Annotated in this window: 13 protein-coding genes and 1 pseudogene; 11 read left to right on the top strand and 3 right to left on the bottom strand. The window is 40.6% G+C overall.

Going from position 1 to position 16,745, the window contains the following annotated elements; translation table 11 throughout:
* Positions 1–264 precede the first annotated feature (264 nt).
* From AOT13_RS13015 to AOT13_RS12985, 7 genes are all read left to right on the top strand, one after another.
* Complete coding sequence (locus tag AOT13_RS13015; protein ID WP_042385926.1) at positions 265–2,163, top strand: HD domain-containing phosphohydrolase; 1,899 nt, start codon at positions 265–267, stop codon at positions 2,161–2,163.
* A gap of 222 nt (positions 2,164–2,385) precedes the next feature.
* Positions 2,386–3,153, top strand: coding sequence for an IclR family transcriptional regulator (locus AOT13_RS13010; protein WP_232511528.1), 768 nt, complete (start codon positions 2,386–2,388; stop codon positions 3,151–3,153).
* 377 nt (positions 3,154–3,530) lie between these two features.
* Positions 3,531–4,520 carry a catechol 2,3-dioxygenase gene (locus tag AOT13_RS13005; RefSeq protein ID WP_042385927.1) on the top strand — a complete coding sequence of 330 codons (990 nt, stop codon included), beginning with the start codon at positions 3,531–3,533 and terminating at the stop codon, positions 4,518–4,520.
* Between the two features lie 72 nt (positions 4,521–4,592).
* Positions 4,593–5,588: an acetaldehyde dehydrogenase (acetylating) gene (locus tag AOT13_RS13000; protein WP_013876905.1), complete on the top strand. Its 996-nt coding sequence runs from the start codon at positions 4,593–4,595 to the stop codon at positions 5,586–5,588.
* Positions 5,585–6,586, top strand: coding sequence for a 4-hydroxy-2-oxovalerate aldolase (gene dmpG, locus AOT13_RS12995; RefSeq protein ID WP_003250421.1), 1,002 nt, complete (start codon positions 5,585–5,587; stop codon positions 6,584–6,586). The genes AOT13_RS13000 and dmpG overlap by 4 nt, the downstream gene beginning before the upstream one ends.
* A gap of 377 nt (positions 6,587–6,963) precedes the next feature.
* Positions 6,964–8,331 (top strand): aromatic ring-hydroxylating oxygenase subunit alpha, encoded by a 1,368-nt coding sequence (locus AOT13_RS12990; protein WP_041269354.1) that lies wholly within the window; start codon positions 6,964–6,966, stop codon positions 8,329–8,331.
* Positions 8,328–8,831 carry an aromatic-ring-hydroxylating dioxygenase subunit beta gene (locus tag AOT13_RS12985; RefSeq protein WP_013400820.1) on the top strand — a complete coding sequence of 168 codons (504 nt, stop codon included), beginning with the start codon at positions 8,328–8,330 and terminating at the stop codon, positions 8,829–8,831. The genes AOT13_RS12990 and AOT13_RS12985 overlap by 4 nt, the downstream gene beginning before the upstream one ends.
* Positions 8,832–9,148: 317 nt before the next feature.
* Here the strand turns inward: AOT13_RS12985 and AOT13_RS12980 are convergent, their stop codons facing one another.
* Complete coding sequence (locus AOT13_RS12980; RefSeq protein ID WP_232511602.1) at positions 9,149–10,555, bottom strand: APC family permease; 1,407 nt, start codon at positions 10,553–10,555, stop codon at positions 9,149–9,151.
* Positions 10,556–11,113: 558 nt separating this feature from the next.
* Between AOT13_RS12980 and AOT13_RS12975 the strand changes: the two genes are divergently transcribed.
* The 4 genes and pseudogenes from AOT13_RS12975 (at position 11,114) to AOT13_RS21470 (ending at position 13,888) form a co-directional block, all read left to right on the top strand.
* Positions 11,114–12,484, top strand: coding sequence for a sensor histidine kinase (locus tag AOT13_RS12975; protein ID WP_042385931.1), 1,371 nt, complete (start codon positions 11,114–11,116; stop codon positions 12,482–12,484).
* Positions 12,485–12,486: 2 nt separating this feature from the next.
* The gene (locus AOT13_RS12970; protein ID WP_042385934.1) at positions 12,487–13,158 is read left to right on the top strand and encodes a response regulator transcription factor; all 672 of its coding nucleotides are present in this window, start codon (positions 12,487–12,489) and stop codon (positions 13,156–13,158) included.
* A gap of 206 nt (positions 13,159–13,364) precedes the next feature.
* A pseudogene (locus tag AOT13_RS19640) lies at positions 13,365–13,667 on the top strand (urease accessory protein UreH domain-containing protein); the annotation flags it as partial.
* 125 nt (positions 13,668–13,792) lie between these two features.
* A complete protein-coding gene (locus AOT13_RS21470) occupies positions 13,793–13,888 on the top strand; it encodes a hypothetical protein (RefSeq protein ID WP_080561274.1) in 96 nt (31 codons plus the stop codon).
* A 53-nt stretch (positions 13,889–13,941) separates the two neighbouring features.
* On the opposite strand, the gene AOT13_RS12965 is transcribed toward AOT13_RS21470, so the two are convergent.
* Both AOT13_RS12965 and AOT13_RS12960 read right to left on the bottom strand, forming a co-directional pair.
* Positions 13,942–14,430 (bottom strand): DUF6803 family protein, encoded by a 489-nt coding sequence (locus tag AOT13_RS12965; protein WP_003250430.1) that lies wholly within the window; start codon positions 14,428–14,430, stop codon positions 13,942–13,944.
* A gap of 1,368 nt (positions 14,431–15,798) precedes the next feature.
* A complete protein-coding gene (locus tag AOT13_RS12960) occupies positions 15,799–16,656 on the bottom strand; it encodes an oxidoreductase (RefSeq protein ID WP_042385936.1) in 858 nt (285 codons plus the stop codon).
* Positions 16,657–16,745: the final 89 nt, after the last annotated feature.

Genomic DNA, 16,745 nt, shown 5'->3' with positions numbered 1-16,745 from the left:
GCAGGAATAAAATTCTATTAAAATCCATTTTGAGGATGGAAAAATGAGCATGTTCTTAATAATGAAACGGTGTGGATGTGCGATGATGGACTCATGACCGGGAGATTAGCGGAACAACCATCGCTGAAAATGGAACAAGATTGGTACAGGCTAAGTAAACGTATGATTCATAAAAATCAAGAAATTTTAGGGTGGCGAGGAAAAAGGTATATTATAATGAAAATAATAAAGGGGGATTTTTTAAGACTGGGAGGGTTTTTTGGAATGGAAAGAATACAAGTAACGGATAAAAAACGATTGCAGCAATTGCGCTTTACAGGGGTGACGGAGGAAAGGCTGCAGTATGTCTATGAATATAGAAATATATTGCTCACGCTTGTTGATTCCATCGTTAATGAATTATATGAAGAAATATGGGGGATTGATTCCTTGCGGGAGTTCATTCAGCGCCACTCCACATTAGAGAAACTGAAAACAACACAAAAACGGTATTTGCAGCAATGTTTGGAAGCAACGATTGACGATCATTATATTCAAACGCGATATCACATCGGCCGGGCTCACTCGGAAATCGGCCTTGATTTGGCATGGTATTTAGCTACGTATACAAAATACATAGATATTATTTATAAACACATTTCGCAAGTGCTTCCAGAGCAAGCGACCCATATCTTGCTTGTTATTCAGGCGATTTTTTCGTTTGATATGCAGTTGACGCTTGAAGCATATAAGGCGGCGGAAATCGAAAAAGCAGCACACCCATTGCGGCATGAATTAGACAAATTGCGGCAAGTCAACGGTTTCACGAATCAAGACTTAAAAAACCTAGATCAATTTAGCGGGTATATTTCTTTTCGCATTGATAGTATTATGGAACATTTTCATCATTCGCTCTTTCGGCGATTAAAGGAGGAAAGTCACTATAGTTTTTTACAAAAGGAAAAGTATTTGGCTTACGTGCGAAATTTTTTATTACAGTTTTTTCAAGAAAAGATATATGACGATTTGGAAGCATATTTTCTCATTATCCGCGATTGGAGCCGGCTTATTATTGAGCAGCGGTTTCATGAAAACTTTTTTCATATTGCAGCCGAGTCGCTTTGCGAGGCGCTTAAGCAAGTGTTTTTAACGAAAGAGTATGTACATAATCCCCGCATCGTTCAATATATTCATTCATTTGAACGCTTTTCCAAGTTTACGTTAGCAATGATGAACGAGATCATCCGCCCATATTTATTTTTGCGTGATTTTGATTTTCTTGATATTTATGCATATGAAATTAGTACGATTGACTTTGGGCGGATAACGTGGATTGACGATAAAATGAAACGGCTTTTAAAAACGCTTGGGATTAATAAGGAACATCCGGTTGGGCGGCGCTGTTATGAATTGTTGCATAACCGCACTGTTCCATGTCCAGAGTGCCCCGTTCTGAAACATAAAAGCGAAGCGATGCTCACAACGCTTGGAAATGAAAAAGGATTGAATTATTATAAAATTCGCTTGCTTCCGCAAACGAAAATTTTTGAACTTTCCCGTGCACTGCTTGTGATTCAAGATGTGACGAAAGAGTCGAAGGTCATGTTCGATATGTTAGAACGGTTGTTGCAATTAGCGGAATATCGCGATGATGATACAAAAAATCATGTCCATCGCATTGGAAAGCTTTCTGGGATGTTAGCTCGCCTGGCGGGATGTGATGAACAATTTGTTTCCCATATTGAAATCGCTGCCAAATTCCATGATATCGGAAAAGTCGGCATTCCTGATTATATTTTGAATAAACCTGGAAAATTGACAAAAGAAGAATGGGAGTCAATGAAAACACATGTGCTCATCGGGCATCAAATTCTCGCAAACCTTGATTTGCCAGTTATTCAAATGGCGGCGAACATCGCTCGTACACATCATGAATGGTGGGATGGCGGCGGGTATCCGAACGGCTTAAAGGGTGAAGAAATTCCGTTAGAAGGGCGCATTGTTGCGATCGTCGATGTGTTTGATGCTTTATTATCAAAAAGAGTTTATAAAGACGCATTTCCGCCTGAAAAGGTGAAAGAAATTTTATTAGATGGGCGTGGAAAGCAGTTTGATCCGAAGCTGATTGATTTATTTTTGGCAATGTGGGATGATTTTTTAGCGGCGCGAGAAAGTTTCCAATAAGGCGAACAGCGCCTTCCGCTGTTCGCATTTTTCTTATAACGGTAATAAAGCCCTTTAAAAATGGGCTCCCATTGATTGACCACGTAAAATTCATTGAGAAAAAATTCATGGTGTCTTGTATACTCGGACGATAATATTGGCAATATTTTTTATTCGTATTAAATTAAGGATATATAAAAGGGAATATCCCAATTCGAAAATAAAAAATCGGGGTGATTGTTTTTGAAAACGCTTTCTTCTCTTTCGAAAGGTATGGAAGTTCTGATGTCGTTCACGATGGAAAACAGTGAGTGGGGGGTGCGGGAATTAGCCAATCATCTTGGATATCCGCGCTCCACCGTGCAAATGCTGTTGAAAACATTGAAGGATACAGGATTACTCATTCAAACCCCCAATCGTCGTTACCGTCTCGGATGGGGCGTCTTTGAACTGGCTGGTGTGTTTCTCGCACAGCTGGAACTTAGGAGAGTCGCACTCCCTGTCATGAAAAAATTGGCTGATGCAATTGGTGAAATCGTCCATTTAGGAGTGTTGGATGACGGGCAGGTGATTTATGTGGAGAAAGTAGAAGGAAGCAAGTCCATTCCGCTAATTACCCGCCTTGGTCTGCGTTATCCAGCATACTGCACTGCCGTTGGCAAGGTTTTGTTGGCACATGTCCGTGAAGAACAAACAATGAAGCTGGATTTAGTTCCGATGACTTCCGAAACAATTGTAGACATAAGGACTTTACAGGAAGAGTTAGCTCAGATTCGCAGCAAAGGGATAGCCTATGACAGGGAAGAAGCGGTTAGTGGGCTGACGTGCATCGCAGTGCCAATTCGCGATTTTACGGGGGAGGTGATTGCCGGTATTAGTATTTCTGCACCAACGATAAGATTCAAGCAGCGTGAAAAACAGTGGACTGAAATGATCATAAAGGCATCCAAGGAAATTTCTTCAGAAATGGGCTTTTTTAGAAAGGCAGCTGGATATCGAAAAAACGGCTGACGTAGTTTTTTGATAAACAGCAGGTATTGATGAAATAATTTAAATATTAAAAATTTTAAGAATGTCCTGTATATTCGGTCTATATTGTTGGCAATTTTATTTATTCATATTAAATTAAGGTTGTAAGAAAACAAACAGGGGTGATGATTTTTGAAAACGCTTTCTGATGTTGGTGAATATTGAAGTTCTGATGTCGTTAAAGAAACAGATGGGATCTTGTTTCGGTAAAAGTGAAAAATGGGTATTTAAGCTATTAGGCGGACAGTCGTTATTGTTAGTATGGATGAGTGTGAACTAGGTGAATGGAAATCTGTCTGGTGTCCTTTTTTACTGAAGAGAGTGAATCTAAGCGTTTATAAATTTTGGGGGTGGAAATGATGTCTAATTTACAAGAACCTATTTTTGATGTCGCACAACTCGCTCATGTGGAGATTTTGTCACCTAAACCAGAGGAAACGGTTAAGTTTTTTAATCAATTCCTTGGCATGGAAGTGAGCGAAGTTTCAGGACAGTCTGTATATCTTCGCGCATACGAAGATTTCTACCATCACACTTTAAAGGTTACGGAATCCCGTGAAGCAGGCCTCGGTCACGTCGCTTGGCGCACATCGTCACCAAATGCACTGGAGCGGCGTGTCAACGCCATCAAAGCTGCTGGTTTAGGTCGTGGCTGGATAGAAGGAGATCATGGCCATGGTGAGGCCTATCAGTTTACAACTCCAGATGGACATTTGATGGAATTATTGTGGGATGTGGAATATTTCCGGGCAACGGAAGACAAGAAAACAGAACTTCTGAATCGCCCGCAAAAACGGCCAGACCGTGGTGTGCCTGTGCGGCGCCTCGACCATGTTAACTTAATGGCCGCTGATGCCGGAACAAGTGCGAAGTTTATGATGGAAACATTAGGGTTCCGGCTGAGAGAACAAATTGTTGACGATGCAGGTACGATCTTAGGCAGTTGGATCAGTGTTTCCAACCTTGCCCATGACATCGCAATCATGCATGATCCCTCGGGGATCCGTGGAAGATTTCATCATATTTGTTATTGGTACGGAGTTCCTCAGAATCTGTACGATATCGCTGAACTGCTTAAAGACAATGATATTTTCATAGAGGCAGGACCAAAGAAACACGGTATTAGTCAGGCATTTTGTTTGTATGTATACGAGCCAGGTGGAAATCGGGTCGAACTGTTTGGTGATGCAGGATACCTCATCTTTGATCCTACTTGGGAGCCTGTTGTGTGGAATGTTCGAGATGTTCCGGGAAAAGGAGACGTGTGGATCGGAGGGGAGCTTCCTGAATCTTTCTGGACATACGGAACGCCTGCGCAAGTTGTAAAAACGGCTGAGACTCAGCCGTAGAAAAGGTATCGCGAAGTTGGTGATAATCAAGGAGTTGTTGGGAAAGATTTTATTCGAAGCGCAATAGTGAAAATGAAAGATTCATTTTCTACACAGATCAGAGCCAGAGTATCGGTCCTGTTGAACGTGAAAGTCAGACTGAAAGGGGACAATTTCATGAGCAAAGTGAAAGTTGGAATCTTAGGTTCTGGGAATATTGGAACGGATTTGATGTACAAAATCCTTAATAATGACGGCCATATGGAATTATCTATAATAGCTGGAATCGTACCGGAATCAGAAGGTCTTATGAGAGCGCGAAGCATGGGCATACGAGCCAGCCATGAAGGAATAGCGGCGATTTTGGAGGATCCCGATGTACGGATTGTCTTTGACGCTACGAGTGCAAAGGCACATCGCCAAAATGCGGAAGCGTTACGTGCAGCAGGAAAGATTGTGATAGATTTGACGCCTGCCGCAATTGGCCCTTTCGTGGTGCCTCCCATCAATTTGAATGAGCATATAAATGCTTGGAATGTTAACATGATTTCGTGCGGAGGACAGGCGACAATTCCTCTCGTTTATGCAGTAAGTCGCATTGTTTCTGTCCAATATGCGGAAGTCATCACAACTACCGCCAGCCGCTCCATAGGCCCCGGAACAAGACAAAATATGGATGAGTTTACCTATACTACCGCACAGGGGCTGCAAAGCATCGGTGGTGCGAAGATAGCCAGGGCAATTCCGGTGATTAATTCAGCAGATCCCCCAATCATTATGACAAATACCGTTTATGCCGCAGTGGAAGAGGATTTTGATGAGAAAGCGATCATTTTGTCCATTAAGGACATGGTCGATGAAGTGTCCAAATATGTTCCTGGATATCGCCTCAAAGCGACTCCATTTATCGATTATCGTGACACACCATGGGGAAGATTGCCTGTCGTCGTTATCTTAAATGAAGTCGAAGGCTCGGAAGATTTTCTTCCAGCATATGCTGGTAATTTAGATATTATGACAGCTTCGGCACGGCGTGTTGGCGAGTCATATGCCCAGCACCTTCTAAAAATGAAGGAGGTGAGACGATGAAATTCCCAAGGTTAACAGATACTACACTTCGAGATGGTTCACATGCTGTCAGCCATCGCTTCACACCGGAACAAATACGGATTGTAGTGCACAAGCTTGACGAAGCTGGTATTCCGGTGATTGAAGTCAGCCATGGAGCTGGCTTACATGGTTCAACGATTCAGCAAGGGTTTTCCGCATACCCTGAGTTTGAGCTTTTAGCTGAGGCATTAAATACAGTAAAACAGGCGAAAATTGCATCGTTATTCGTTCCAGGCATTGGAACAAGCATTGAACTAAAACAAGCTGCCGAGATGGGAATTGATGTTATTCGTATTGCAGTACATTGCACCGAAGCAGATATTTCCCAGCAGCATTTTGAATTGGCGAAACAATTAGGTCTAGAGGCGGTCGGTTTCTTGATGATGGCGCATACACAACCTCCTAGTGTCTTGGTTAAACAAGCGAAATTGATGGAATCGTACGGTGCAGATTGTGTCTATGTTGTTGACTCAGCTGGATCTATGCTGCCGTCGGATGCAGAAGAGCGGGTTCAAGCACTGAAAGATGCTCTGTCCATTGAAGTTGGTTTTCATGCCCACAATAACCTGGGGTTAGCTATCGGTAACACTATAGCCGCAATGAAGGCTGGAGCTGATCAAATTGATGGTACGCTGCGGGGGCTTGGTGCTGGTGCAGGAAACGCTCCAACAGAAGTGTTGGTCGCTGTTTTGAAAAAAATGGGCTTTGATACAGGCCTCAATTTGTCTATACTGATGGATCTCGCGGAGGATGTGATAGCTCCGATGTTGCCTTATCCGATAGTGATTGATCGCGATAATTTGTCCAGCGGATATGCGGGTGTGTATAATAGTTTTCTTCTGCATGTAAGGCATGCTGCGGAGAAGTTTGGTGTTAACGCCTCGGATATTGTCGAAGAATTGGGAAAACGCCAAGCAATCGCCGGGCAAGAGGACTGGATTTTGGATGTCGCTGTTAAGCTTGCAGAGAGAAAATAATCTATTACTATTCTAAGGAAATGATTAAAGTTAAATATTCCTTATAAAACTCACATATAAACCAAAATGTTGGATATTCCCGTCTCCGCATATAGCATTCTGTGATATGAAGAATTGCAGATCATTAGCGTCGTTGTTTTCCCCAATCTGAATGATGTTAAAAACCTCGCTCCGAATCAGTTTTATCATAAAAGTCTTCTTTTAAGTATGGGAAATCAAGCCACTTATCGATAGTTCATTGCTTGTCCTCTGACAATTTCAGCATTTTTCATAATTCAATGTCATAGCAGGGAAGGGGGAAGATTTGCGCAAACTAAGCTATCGTCAGAAAGCACAAGTTTACCTTTAAAAATTGCATAGGGGGTTAGAAAGGGATTATGAGCAAAAATATCATAAATGGAAAGACTCTTCAAATGCTGCGGGAAAAAATCGAAAGTGGTTTATTACCGCAATGGGTATTGTCTGATCCAGATATGTATGAATTAGAACTCGAAAAAATATTTGGCCGCACTTGGCAATTTTTAGCGCATGAATCCGAATTACCGGAACCAGGATGTTTTGTGACGCGATGGATTGTGAACGATCCAGTGTTGGTTACTAAAACGAAATCTGGAGAGATTAAAGCTTTTCTTAATTCTTGCACGCACCGGGGCACACATTTATGTGCAGCAGATTACGGAAAACAAAAGTCGTTTACATGTCCTTATCACGGTTGGACTTTTAATCTGGAAGGAAAGCTGATTGGCGTTGCATTAGGTGACAAAGTATACGGCGAGGAGATGAAAAAAGAAGAGTGGGATCTTCGGCCGATTCCGAAAATTGGAGTCTATCAAGGAATGATCTTTGGCAACTTGGATCCTGATGCCATGCCGCTGGAGGATTATCTTGGAAATATGAAATGGTATTTTGACATTTTGCTGGCGCGAAGTGATGGAGGAATGGAAGTTAAGGGAGTTCCGCAACGTTGGGTCGTTCAAGCTAACTGGAAGGTGACATCAGAAAACTTTGAAGCAGATCCCTATCATGTGCAAATGACCCACCGCTCTGCAAAGGAATTGGGCATCGCTCCTAAGGATCCGTTTTTTCCAGGATATGGACATCAAGTCGTTTTAGAAAATGGACATGGTATCAATGTCATCACTGCTGATGCTACCGGAAGATCGCCATTTCCATTCCAAGGCATGCCCGAGTCCATGTGGCCGATGTTTGAAAGAAACTTAACTTCAGAGCAATTAGAACTTATGAGAAACGCGATCGTTTTTGTAGGAGGTGTTTTCCCTAATCTTGGTTTTATCAGTTTTAGTGCTCCTCCTCTCGAGGGAGAAACTAACATATACAACTATTTAAATTTCCGGGTTTGGAGGCCTTTAGGCCCAGATAAAGTGGAAGTCTGGAGTTGGTTTACGATTGATAAAGCGGCTCCAGAGGAATACAAAGAAAAATCTTATTTATCATATCTTGGAACTTTTGGCCCTTCAGGTATTTTGGAACAAGATGATGCCGAAATATGGGCTCGCATCGCCCAAGCGAGCGGCGGCTTGATGGCACGAGATAAAGAACTGAGCTACAATAATGTCTTAAATTACTTAATGGGATTGGATCGGGTGGAACCTGATGAGACCTTCCCTGGACCTGGTGTCGCTTATCCGATTTGCTTCCTTGATGCAGTATCAAGAAATATGCATAAATACTGGTTAGAACTGTTAATCAAGGATCATTCTATTGCGGAGGGGGTATACAGATGAACCCTGAATTGCAATTCGATATCACCAATTTTCTCCATCACGAGGCGTATTTATTGGATCATCGGAGATATAAAGAATGGTTAGATTTGCTAGCAGATGATCTTGTATATCGTATGCCCGCACGCATCACCACTGAGGGTAAGCATAATGAACCGAATATTATGAATGAAATGACATTTTTTGAAGAAACGAAAAAATCTCTCATCACAAGGGTAAAAAGGCTTGATACTCCATCAGCATGGGCTGAATACTCGGGGCCTAGGCAACGGCATTTTATAAGCAATATATATATCGAGTCTAGTCCGAAATCCGGCGAATATCAAGTTCGAAGTTATTTTTTATACCAGCGATGTAGGGGTTCAGACTTGGATATTGAACAATTACATGGAGAGCGGGTGGATGTGTTGCGAAAGGAAAATGGGAAATGGAAAATTGCCTCGCGAACGATATATCCTGATCAGACTGTGTTAAGGCTCATAAATTTAAGCATGTTTTTGTAAATTTGATAAAAAGCTTTCTCTCATACTTGGTATATCCAATTGTTTGCAAATGCGGAATGAATGGAGTCCGTAAACCATAAATTATTAGGTATGCTTTTTTCTTTACAAAGGATAATTTAAAATCGCTGTAACATAACGCAATTAGTCTCCATATTTTGAATCTTGCACATAGGTTTACAAATATGAGAACAGCCAAGGCTTTCTTGAAAAGCGCTTGGCTGCTTGATTTTTATTTACTTAGGAAAAAGCAATGATGCTTTTTTGGGCATCTGCCGCACAAGAATGGTATTTCCATTTCAATTTTAGATCCTGTTTTTCTAGTTTGCTTTTTTCATCATATTTATTTGCTCTTGGTATAAATCTTTTTGGCGTTTCATTCTATAGATAAAATAAATACTCAAACCGATCATCATCCAAATGCAAAAATACAACCATGTTTCAAGCGCAAGGCGAGTCATTAAGAAGATAGAGCATACAATCGTCAATATTGGAAGATATGGAACAAGAGGAGCCTTAAATCCTCTTTGCAAATCGGGATGTGTTTTGCGCAGTACAATAACGGATAAGGCAACCATCATAAATGTTAACAAAGCACCAATATTGATTAAGTTGGATAATGCTCTCAAGTCAACGAATCCAGCAATTGCCGCTCCAGTAAATCCTGCAATCCATGTTGAAAAAACAGGTGCTTGAGAGTGTGGATGAACAACTGAGAACGGTTTTGGCAGTAAATGATCGCGGCTCATAGAGAACAGAACGCGTACGGTTGCGTAAAGATAAACAAAGATAACGGTTGTAATGCCGGCAATTGCTCCAGCGGATATAATTCCCGCGGCAACATTTTGCCCGACTGCATGGAGCGCAAATGCCATCGCGTCGGAAACATTCAATAAATGATATGGAACCATTCCTGTTAACACTAAGCAAACAATAACGTATAAAAGGGTGCACACACCTAATGAAACAATAATGCCAATTGGCAAATCACGCTGCGGTTTTTTCACTTCTTCTGCCGCAGTTGCGACTGCGTCAAATCCTAAAAACGCAAAGAACACAGTAGCAGTTCCCTCGAGGACTCCCTTCCATCCAAACGGCATGAATGGATCCCAATTTTCCGGTTGAACATAGAATATTCCGACAATTATAAATAATAAAATGACAAACAGTTTGATGGCTACCATCGTATTATTCACTTTCTTGCTTTCTTGCACACCTTTTGACAGCACCCATGTCATCAGCAAAATGATGCAGACAGCCGGCAAGTTCACCATTCCGCCTTGCTGGGGTACTGCACTTAACCTTTCCGGAATATGCAATTGAAATCCTTCTAACAATGAGCGGAAATACGCAGACCATCCATTTGCCACTGCTGCAGCGGACAAAACATAAATTAAAAGTTGAGTCCATCCCATTAAATACGCAACAACTTCCCCAATTGTCACATACGCATACGTATAGACGCCTCCGGAAACAGGAAGGGTTGATGCGATTTCGGCATAACAAAACGCTACGAATCCACACACCAATGCTGCGATCATGAACGAAAAGATGATCGAAGGACCTGCATCATTTGCCGCTGCGACACCTGTCAACACAAGAATGCCGATTCCAACAATCGCTCCGATGCCAAGCAATATTAAATCATAGGCGCCTAATGTTTTCTGCAATGTTTTCTTTCGGCTCAACAAGTGGGTGAGTGGTTTTTTTTGAAGTAAATTCATGATGTCTCCTCTCTCTTGTATATATGACTTAGTTCAAAATGCCAGACATTTTGGTATTATATCATGTTTCCACTTTTTTCGACATCTTTTTTTGTTTTGATGTCTTAGAATTTGTGCCAAAAAGAGTTAAATTGACAAAAATATCTATAATTTAAAAAAAGATGTTGTTATATATGGATTCTGATCAGTAAACATGATTTTTCATCAAACATAAAAATTGTAAATCGCTCCATCTACAAACAAAGGGCATGGAGGGAGTTAGGTACCTTGAAAATGATGTAAGAAAGCTGCTTACTATAAATTAAGTAATTCAGTTTTAGGGTGAAAATTTATAAAAATAATTCCGTTTCTATTGCATCTATGGCTATGATAGCAGTGAGAGCTGCGGATTGTTGTGATAAATTTCACAATAAAATAAAAATGAAATGTCCAGTTACAATTTATTGAAATCCATAAATTCTGCAAATTTATTTATAAAATAAAAATTGCTTTTCCTTTATAAATCGTCTAAAGCCATAAAAACTGCTTTTCTAAACGGGCTGGATAAGGAAGGGGCCAAACATGAGAAAAATTTCGTTTAAATTAGGGTTGTTATTTTTTGTATTCGTATTAGGAATAGAGACGGTTTTATTCGCGTCTTTATATATAACTCTGGTTCATTCCCGAATCAATGAAGAATTTGAGCAGCTGCTGGCAAGAGGGAACAGCCACCGCGATGTGTTAGAAAAAAATTATGATCCTTCCACGTTAGAGCATGTTACCATGATGGAGTCTGAAGCGGAGACGGATGTCGTTATTACAGATGACAAGGGGAAGATCTTGTATTTTTCGGATCATATTTTGCCGGCTGCTCAAAAAATCATAAAAAAAGCAAATAAACACATTCCCCATGACGGGATGATCGTCCAAAAAGATTGGCAAAAAGAGTCGCATATTTCAACGGTAAGCCCGATTCGGATTGCCGGCAAGATCAAAGGATATGTCTATATGTTTCAAAATACGGATTCCATCCAAAATATGATTGATAAATTAAAGCATCATTTCATGATGGTCGGAATTCTTTCGGTATTTTTAACAATTATAACGATCGCTCTCTTATCGAGAATCATTACTATTCCGCTCATTCGCATGAAACAGGCAACTGAAAAATTGAGTAAAGGGGATTTTTCTGTTCATTTGCAAGTAAAAGGGGAAGATGAATTAGCGGAGTTGGGAAAAGCCATTCAAACATTGGCGAGGGATTTGGAATACTTAAAAAAAGAAAGAAATGAATTTCTCGCCAGCATTTCTCATGAGCTCCGCACCCCTCTTACTTATGTGAAAGGATACGCGGATATCGCGAGAAGACCAAACATGGGAGAAGAGGAGAGAAACCGGTATTTGTCCATTATTTATGAAGAAGCGGAGCATATGCAAAAGCTGGTGAAGGATCTTTTCGAATTGGCGAAGATGGATCAACATTCCTTTCAAATCCATAAGGAACTGACAAACTTATGTTCTTTCTTCAAAAAATTGCATGATAAAATGCAGCCCGCATTTCAGGCTAAAAAAATGTCTCTTGTATATTACTGTGATGGAAGCATTACCGTCCATATCGACCAAAAACGTTTTGAACAAGTGATGATGAATTTGCTGGACAATGCTTTAAAATATTCCGATCAAGGTTCTATCGTTTCTATTGATGTAAGAAAAGAGAAACACCACATTGTGATTATTGTTGCAGACGAAGGTAGAGGAATTCCAAAAGAAGATCTGCCACATATTTTTGAACGGTTTTACCGAGTGGATAAATCAAGATCAAGAACCAGCGGCGGAACCGGGTTGGGGCTGGCGATCGTCAAGGAAATTGTGGAAGCGCACGGAGGCGCGATTTACGCCGCCAGTGAATATGGAAAAGGCACAAACATGATCATTACATTGCCGGAGGGATGAGCATGTACACGATTTTGCTCGTTGACGATGAAACACGAATGTTAGAGTTGCTGGATCTTTATCTTTCGCCGAAAGGATATCATTGTGTCAAGTGCGAGTCCGGTTTGGCAGCGGTACAGTACTTGGAAAATCACAAAGCGGATTTAGTCTTGCTGGACATTATGATGCCGGAGATGGATGGCTGGGAAACGTGCAAACGAATAAGAGAATTTTCCGATGTCCCGATTATCATGGTGACCGCAAGAGACCAAACGTTAGATATCGTCAAAGGGCTCAATATTGGGGCGGATGATTACATCACCAAACCGTTTGACGAAGCCGAGCTTCTTGCCCGCATCGAAGCAGTGCTGCGCCGCTCCGTAGGAAAGCGCTCGAAAATCGAGTTTCAAGGATTAGTGTGGGATGAAGACGAACATAAGACCCATTATCAAAACGAACCGATTTTTCTAACGCCAAAAGAGTTTGCCATATTAGGGCTGTTTTTAAAGCATCCAAACAGGGTGTTCAGCAGAGAACAAATCATCGTGTCATTATGGGGCTATAACGCAAATACAGAAGAGCGCACTATCGATTCACATGTCAAAAATATAAGAGAAAAACTGAGACAAGTTGGTTTTCCGATCGACCAATTTCTGCAAACCGTTTGGGGAGTAGGATATAAATGGGAGGCATAAAGGAAAAAAGGATGAAAGAGCAAATCATTACACTATTCAACACATATGAACATGCTGCATACCTCATAAGTATCATGATAAATATTATGATTAGTATTTTAGGGCTTGTTCCAAGCGTTTTTCTCACAGCTGCCAATTTGGCTGTGTTCTGAAAAGCAGCAACATATCATGCCAAAGGCCAAAGAAACAAACTCCATCAATTATGCAAATTAGGCTCCTTTTTAATGGGATTCGGCTTTTCATTAGCTTTTTGTCCAACGATGTTTGTGCTATTTTTTGTTACCTTAATGCCTTTGGTATACTCAACATCTTATGGAGTGTTATTACCGGGTATCTTTGCCGTCGGAACCTCTGTGCCTGTGATGCTTTTCATCTTCGTCCTTTGGTATTTAGGATTTAGCGGCGCTCTAGTGAAAAAAGGGAGACAAGCAGGAAGTTTCGTGCAGAAAGCAGCTGGAATCATGATGATCTTACTTGGCATATTAGACACTGTAACTTATTGGTTCTGAAAGTGAGGCGGAAAATAGATTTTTCTGCATAAGCGAATCATGAATCTTTCTTCATAAAAAGCTGTTGTAAGTAAGCTAAACAACTAATGAATTAGGCTTTTTTGATATTATTGCTGTGCCCTTTAATGATGTTATTTTATCATGGGAGGACCAAACACCATGAATTACAAGAACAGATGATTGCAAAGTTGCGTGCAGACAACGAACAATTAGAAAAGTAAATGAAAAGAGGGGGTCCCAAAAGCAATCACTTTTGGGCCCCTCCTTTATTATTTTACATATTCATATGATGAGAATGGCCGCCGCCGATCGATGGATCGAGCATCCCAAAAATCATAGCAATATGAGCTACTACTAAAAATATGCCAACGAAAGCGGAATGATATTTCAACTTTTGCTCCTCGTTCCATTTCCGCCCGATGATGCTTAAATCGATTAGGCTTAGTCCCATTAATGGAATGACGCCCATTAAATAAAATCCTACCGCAATGATATCAATCCATCCGCGCCATTCCCCATTTAATGTAAATGGAATGACGGCATTGGCAAATAAGTAAATAAAAATTCCTAAAAAGTAGACACCGGCAAGGATGCTACATATTTTGTTAATTTTGCGGATCATTCCATCGAAACGGCGAGTAAAAAGAATGGCTAGCTCCGTTATCGCAATCGTCTCGGCAAGAGCAACGGGAATAGCCATAAATAAAATTAAGTTCCAAGGTTGATTCACCGCTAACAGTTCCATGTAATGCGTCATGTTCATCCAATCACCTCCTATATTTGTTTACACATCTATTAACATTAATCACAATTTGTGCATTTTCTTTGGAAATTTTAAGAATGATTTGTGACAAGATTCGCTGAATACTTTATTTATATTTCCTTTTGCCGCAAACGTAATAATACATGAGCAACGGGAAGCAGAGATGTTGGCGTGATTACTCCTAAATGCCCCGTTAAAACAACTTGGATATTGGACGGCAGCTGCCTTAGTGGTGCCATCATACGTTCAAGCAGGATATGTAGGGCTCACTTAATTAAGAACTTCGTAAACAAATAAAGAGGATGGCTTTATTTGTTCGGTCCAAGATTGTATTAAAATGAGACTCAATTATGATTACAGGAAAGAAAGCAGTAATGGCAGGTGATGATAATCAATTATCCTTGAAAGTATTGGAATGGATTTTATGCGGAATTCATTAACGAGGCGATTCAGTTGAAAAGCTATCTATTTAGGCTACCGTTTTTAAGCAACACTTCAAAAGTGTGCCAGCGGGGTTGTCTATGCTATAGGGGCATTGATTACGATTGCAGATCAAGAGTGTGATATTGATTGAGAGGGATAATTGCAAATCAAGGATTTTATGAAAAATTGGGTTTTGAAACGGATGAATTAATATTTATGGAAAAGTGGATTTAGTTCTCTTTCGTGAAAGTATGTTTTATTCTGCTAATGGGGTTCTTTCGTTAAATAATGGCAATAACTTTAAAAGCTTGAGGAAAAATTCCCCATGAATTTCAAAAGAACACCAATACTATGTTAAAAATTATGAGGCAAAACTAAAAGGGGTGTCCAGAAAGGGATTGCTTTTAGGACACCCTTCATTTTATACTTTGCAAAATCAACATTAAACATTGGCAGAGATATTTTAATACCTTATATAAAATAAAACTATGTTCTAAATAATCAATCAAAAAAGAAGAGCAAATCCTCAAATCCAATAGGAGCAGAAAATAAATATTACCAGGTGTGCAGTGGGGTATTTTCTTTGTGATAAGCTAAACAGTAAATTTCTTTTTTCAGGTTGTGTTTAAAACGATTTTCACCAAAAGAACGCAAGAAGCAATAATCATTGTTGACATTGTTATTAAGCTTACGGAATAGATAGTTCAAGTTCAAATGAACAGCTCCGATTTACTTTTCCTTTATTGTACTAAAGGGGCAAGTTATAAAAAAGAACAACGAGCTTGAGATTTCAAGCCCGTTTTACTTTTTGCTTTGTGATTTTTTTAAGTGGTGTAAATTAAAAAAAGAAACTGTTACGTCAGAGTTGTTTGGCTTTGTTCTCATTTGTTGTTTACCATTAGTGAAGGACTTGTCATTTTACTGAACAGTAAAGTTCCGCCATCACTATCCCTTCCAAAGCCGTTTTGTCACTATCCGCTCCCACCATTTCCACGGCAGTATGTTTTTTAAAATAATTCCTAATTTCACACCTTTGCCAACCGGATACCGTAATTTCGGAGAAGGAGACTTTGCCACTTGCACAATCTGGCGGATCACTTCATCCGGAGCAGGTGCCGCATCAGCAATCTTGTTGACATATTTCAAAATTGCCTTCATCTCTTTTACATAAGGAGAATTCGGATGGATCGTTACTGCTCCCAATCCTTTTGACCAGATATCGGTTTTGTAGGATCCCGGTTCAATTAAAACTACATGGACGCCATACGGCAGCATCTCTAAACGCAAAGACTCGCTGAATCCTTCCACCGCAAACTTGGAGGCCACATAAGGCCCCATGGAAGGGAATCCGATCCGTCCGCTGATACTGCTTATATTCACAATCTTGCCGCTTCTGCGTTCTCTCATCGACGGCAAAACCGCTTTCGTTACTGCCACTAAACCAAAAAAATTGGTTTCAAATTGCCGCTGCCATTCTTCAATAGCCACTTCCTCCGTGAAGCCGCCCGCTGCATAACCTGCGTTGTTCACCAACAGATCAATTTGTCCGTACCGGCGGATCACATCCTGAATTACCGTTTCTGCGGCGGAAAAATCAGTCACATCCAATTGGACAATCTCTATCCGATCTGCGACAACCGCTTCTTTAGCCGCCGCTTCCAGCTGTCCCTTGTTTGTCAAGTTTCTCATTGAAGCCAGCACACGGTAGCCTTCACCGGCAAGTGCCACGCTTGTCAGCAAACCAAAGCCGCTTGAAGCTCCTGTAACAAACGCAACAGGTTGTTTATTGAAAGTTTGATTCACAAGCTTCCCTCCAACTATTCATTATTTCTAACACTGCCTTTTCGAAATATATAGAAAGATCACAGCTTTTCTGCCCCGCAATATCCTCA

This window comes from Parageobacillus thermoglucosidasius (genome assembly GCF_001295365.1).
Taxonomy (GTDB): domain Bacteria; phylum Bacillota; class Bacilli; order Bacillales; family Anoxybacillaceae; genus Parageobacillus; species Parageobacillus thermoglucosidasius.
Note: the sequence above shows the minus strand (reverse complement) of the source record. Positions and strands in the feature narration are given on the sequence as shown.

Bases quoted from the DNA above. Each gene is read 5' to 3' on its own strand.
- AOT13_RS21470 (WP_080561274.1), top strand. From the start codon at position 13,793: ATGATGTTATTTTATCATGGGAGGACCAAACACCATGAATTACAAGAA.
- AOT13_RS13015 (WP_042385926.1), top strand. From the start codon at position 265: ATGGAAAGAATACAAGTAACGGATAAAAAACGATTGCAGCAATTGCGC.
- AOT13_RS12965 (WP_003250430.1), bottom strand. From the start codon at position 14,430: ATGAACATGACGCATTACATGGAACTGTTAGCGGTGAATCAACCTTGG.
- AOT13_RS13000 (WP_013876905.1), top strand. From the start codon at position 4,593: ATGAAAGATTCATTTTCTACACAGATCAGAGCCAGAGTATCGGTCCTG.
- AOT13_RS12990 (WP_041269354.1), top strand. From the start codon at position 6,964: ATGAGCAAAAATATCATAAATGGAAAGACTCTTCAAATGCTGCGGGAA.
- AOT13_RS12970 (WP_042385934.1), top strand. From the start codon at position 12,487: ATGTACACGATTTTGCTCGTTGACGATGAAACACGAATGTTAGAGTTG.
- AOT13_RS12985 (WP_013400820.1), top strand. From the start codon at position 8,328: ATGAACCCTGAATTGCAATTCGATATCACCAATTTTCTCCATCACGAG.
- AOT13_RS13005 (WP_042385927.1), top strand. From the start codon at position 3,531: ATGTCTAATTTACAAGAACCTATTTTTGATGTCGCACAACTCGCTCAT.
- AOT13_RS12975 (WP_042385931.1), top strand. From the start codon at position 11,114: ATGAGAAAAATTTCGTTTAAATTAGGGTTGTTATTTTTTGTATTCGTA.
- dmpG (WP_003250421.1), top strand. From the start codon at position 5,585: ATGAAATTCCCAAGGTTAACAGATACTACACTTCGAGATGGTTCACAT.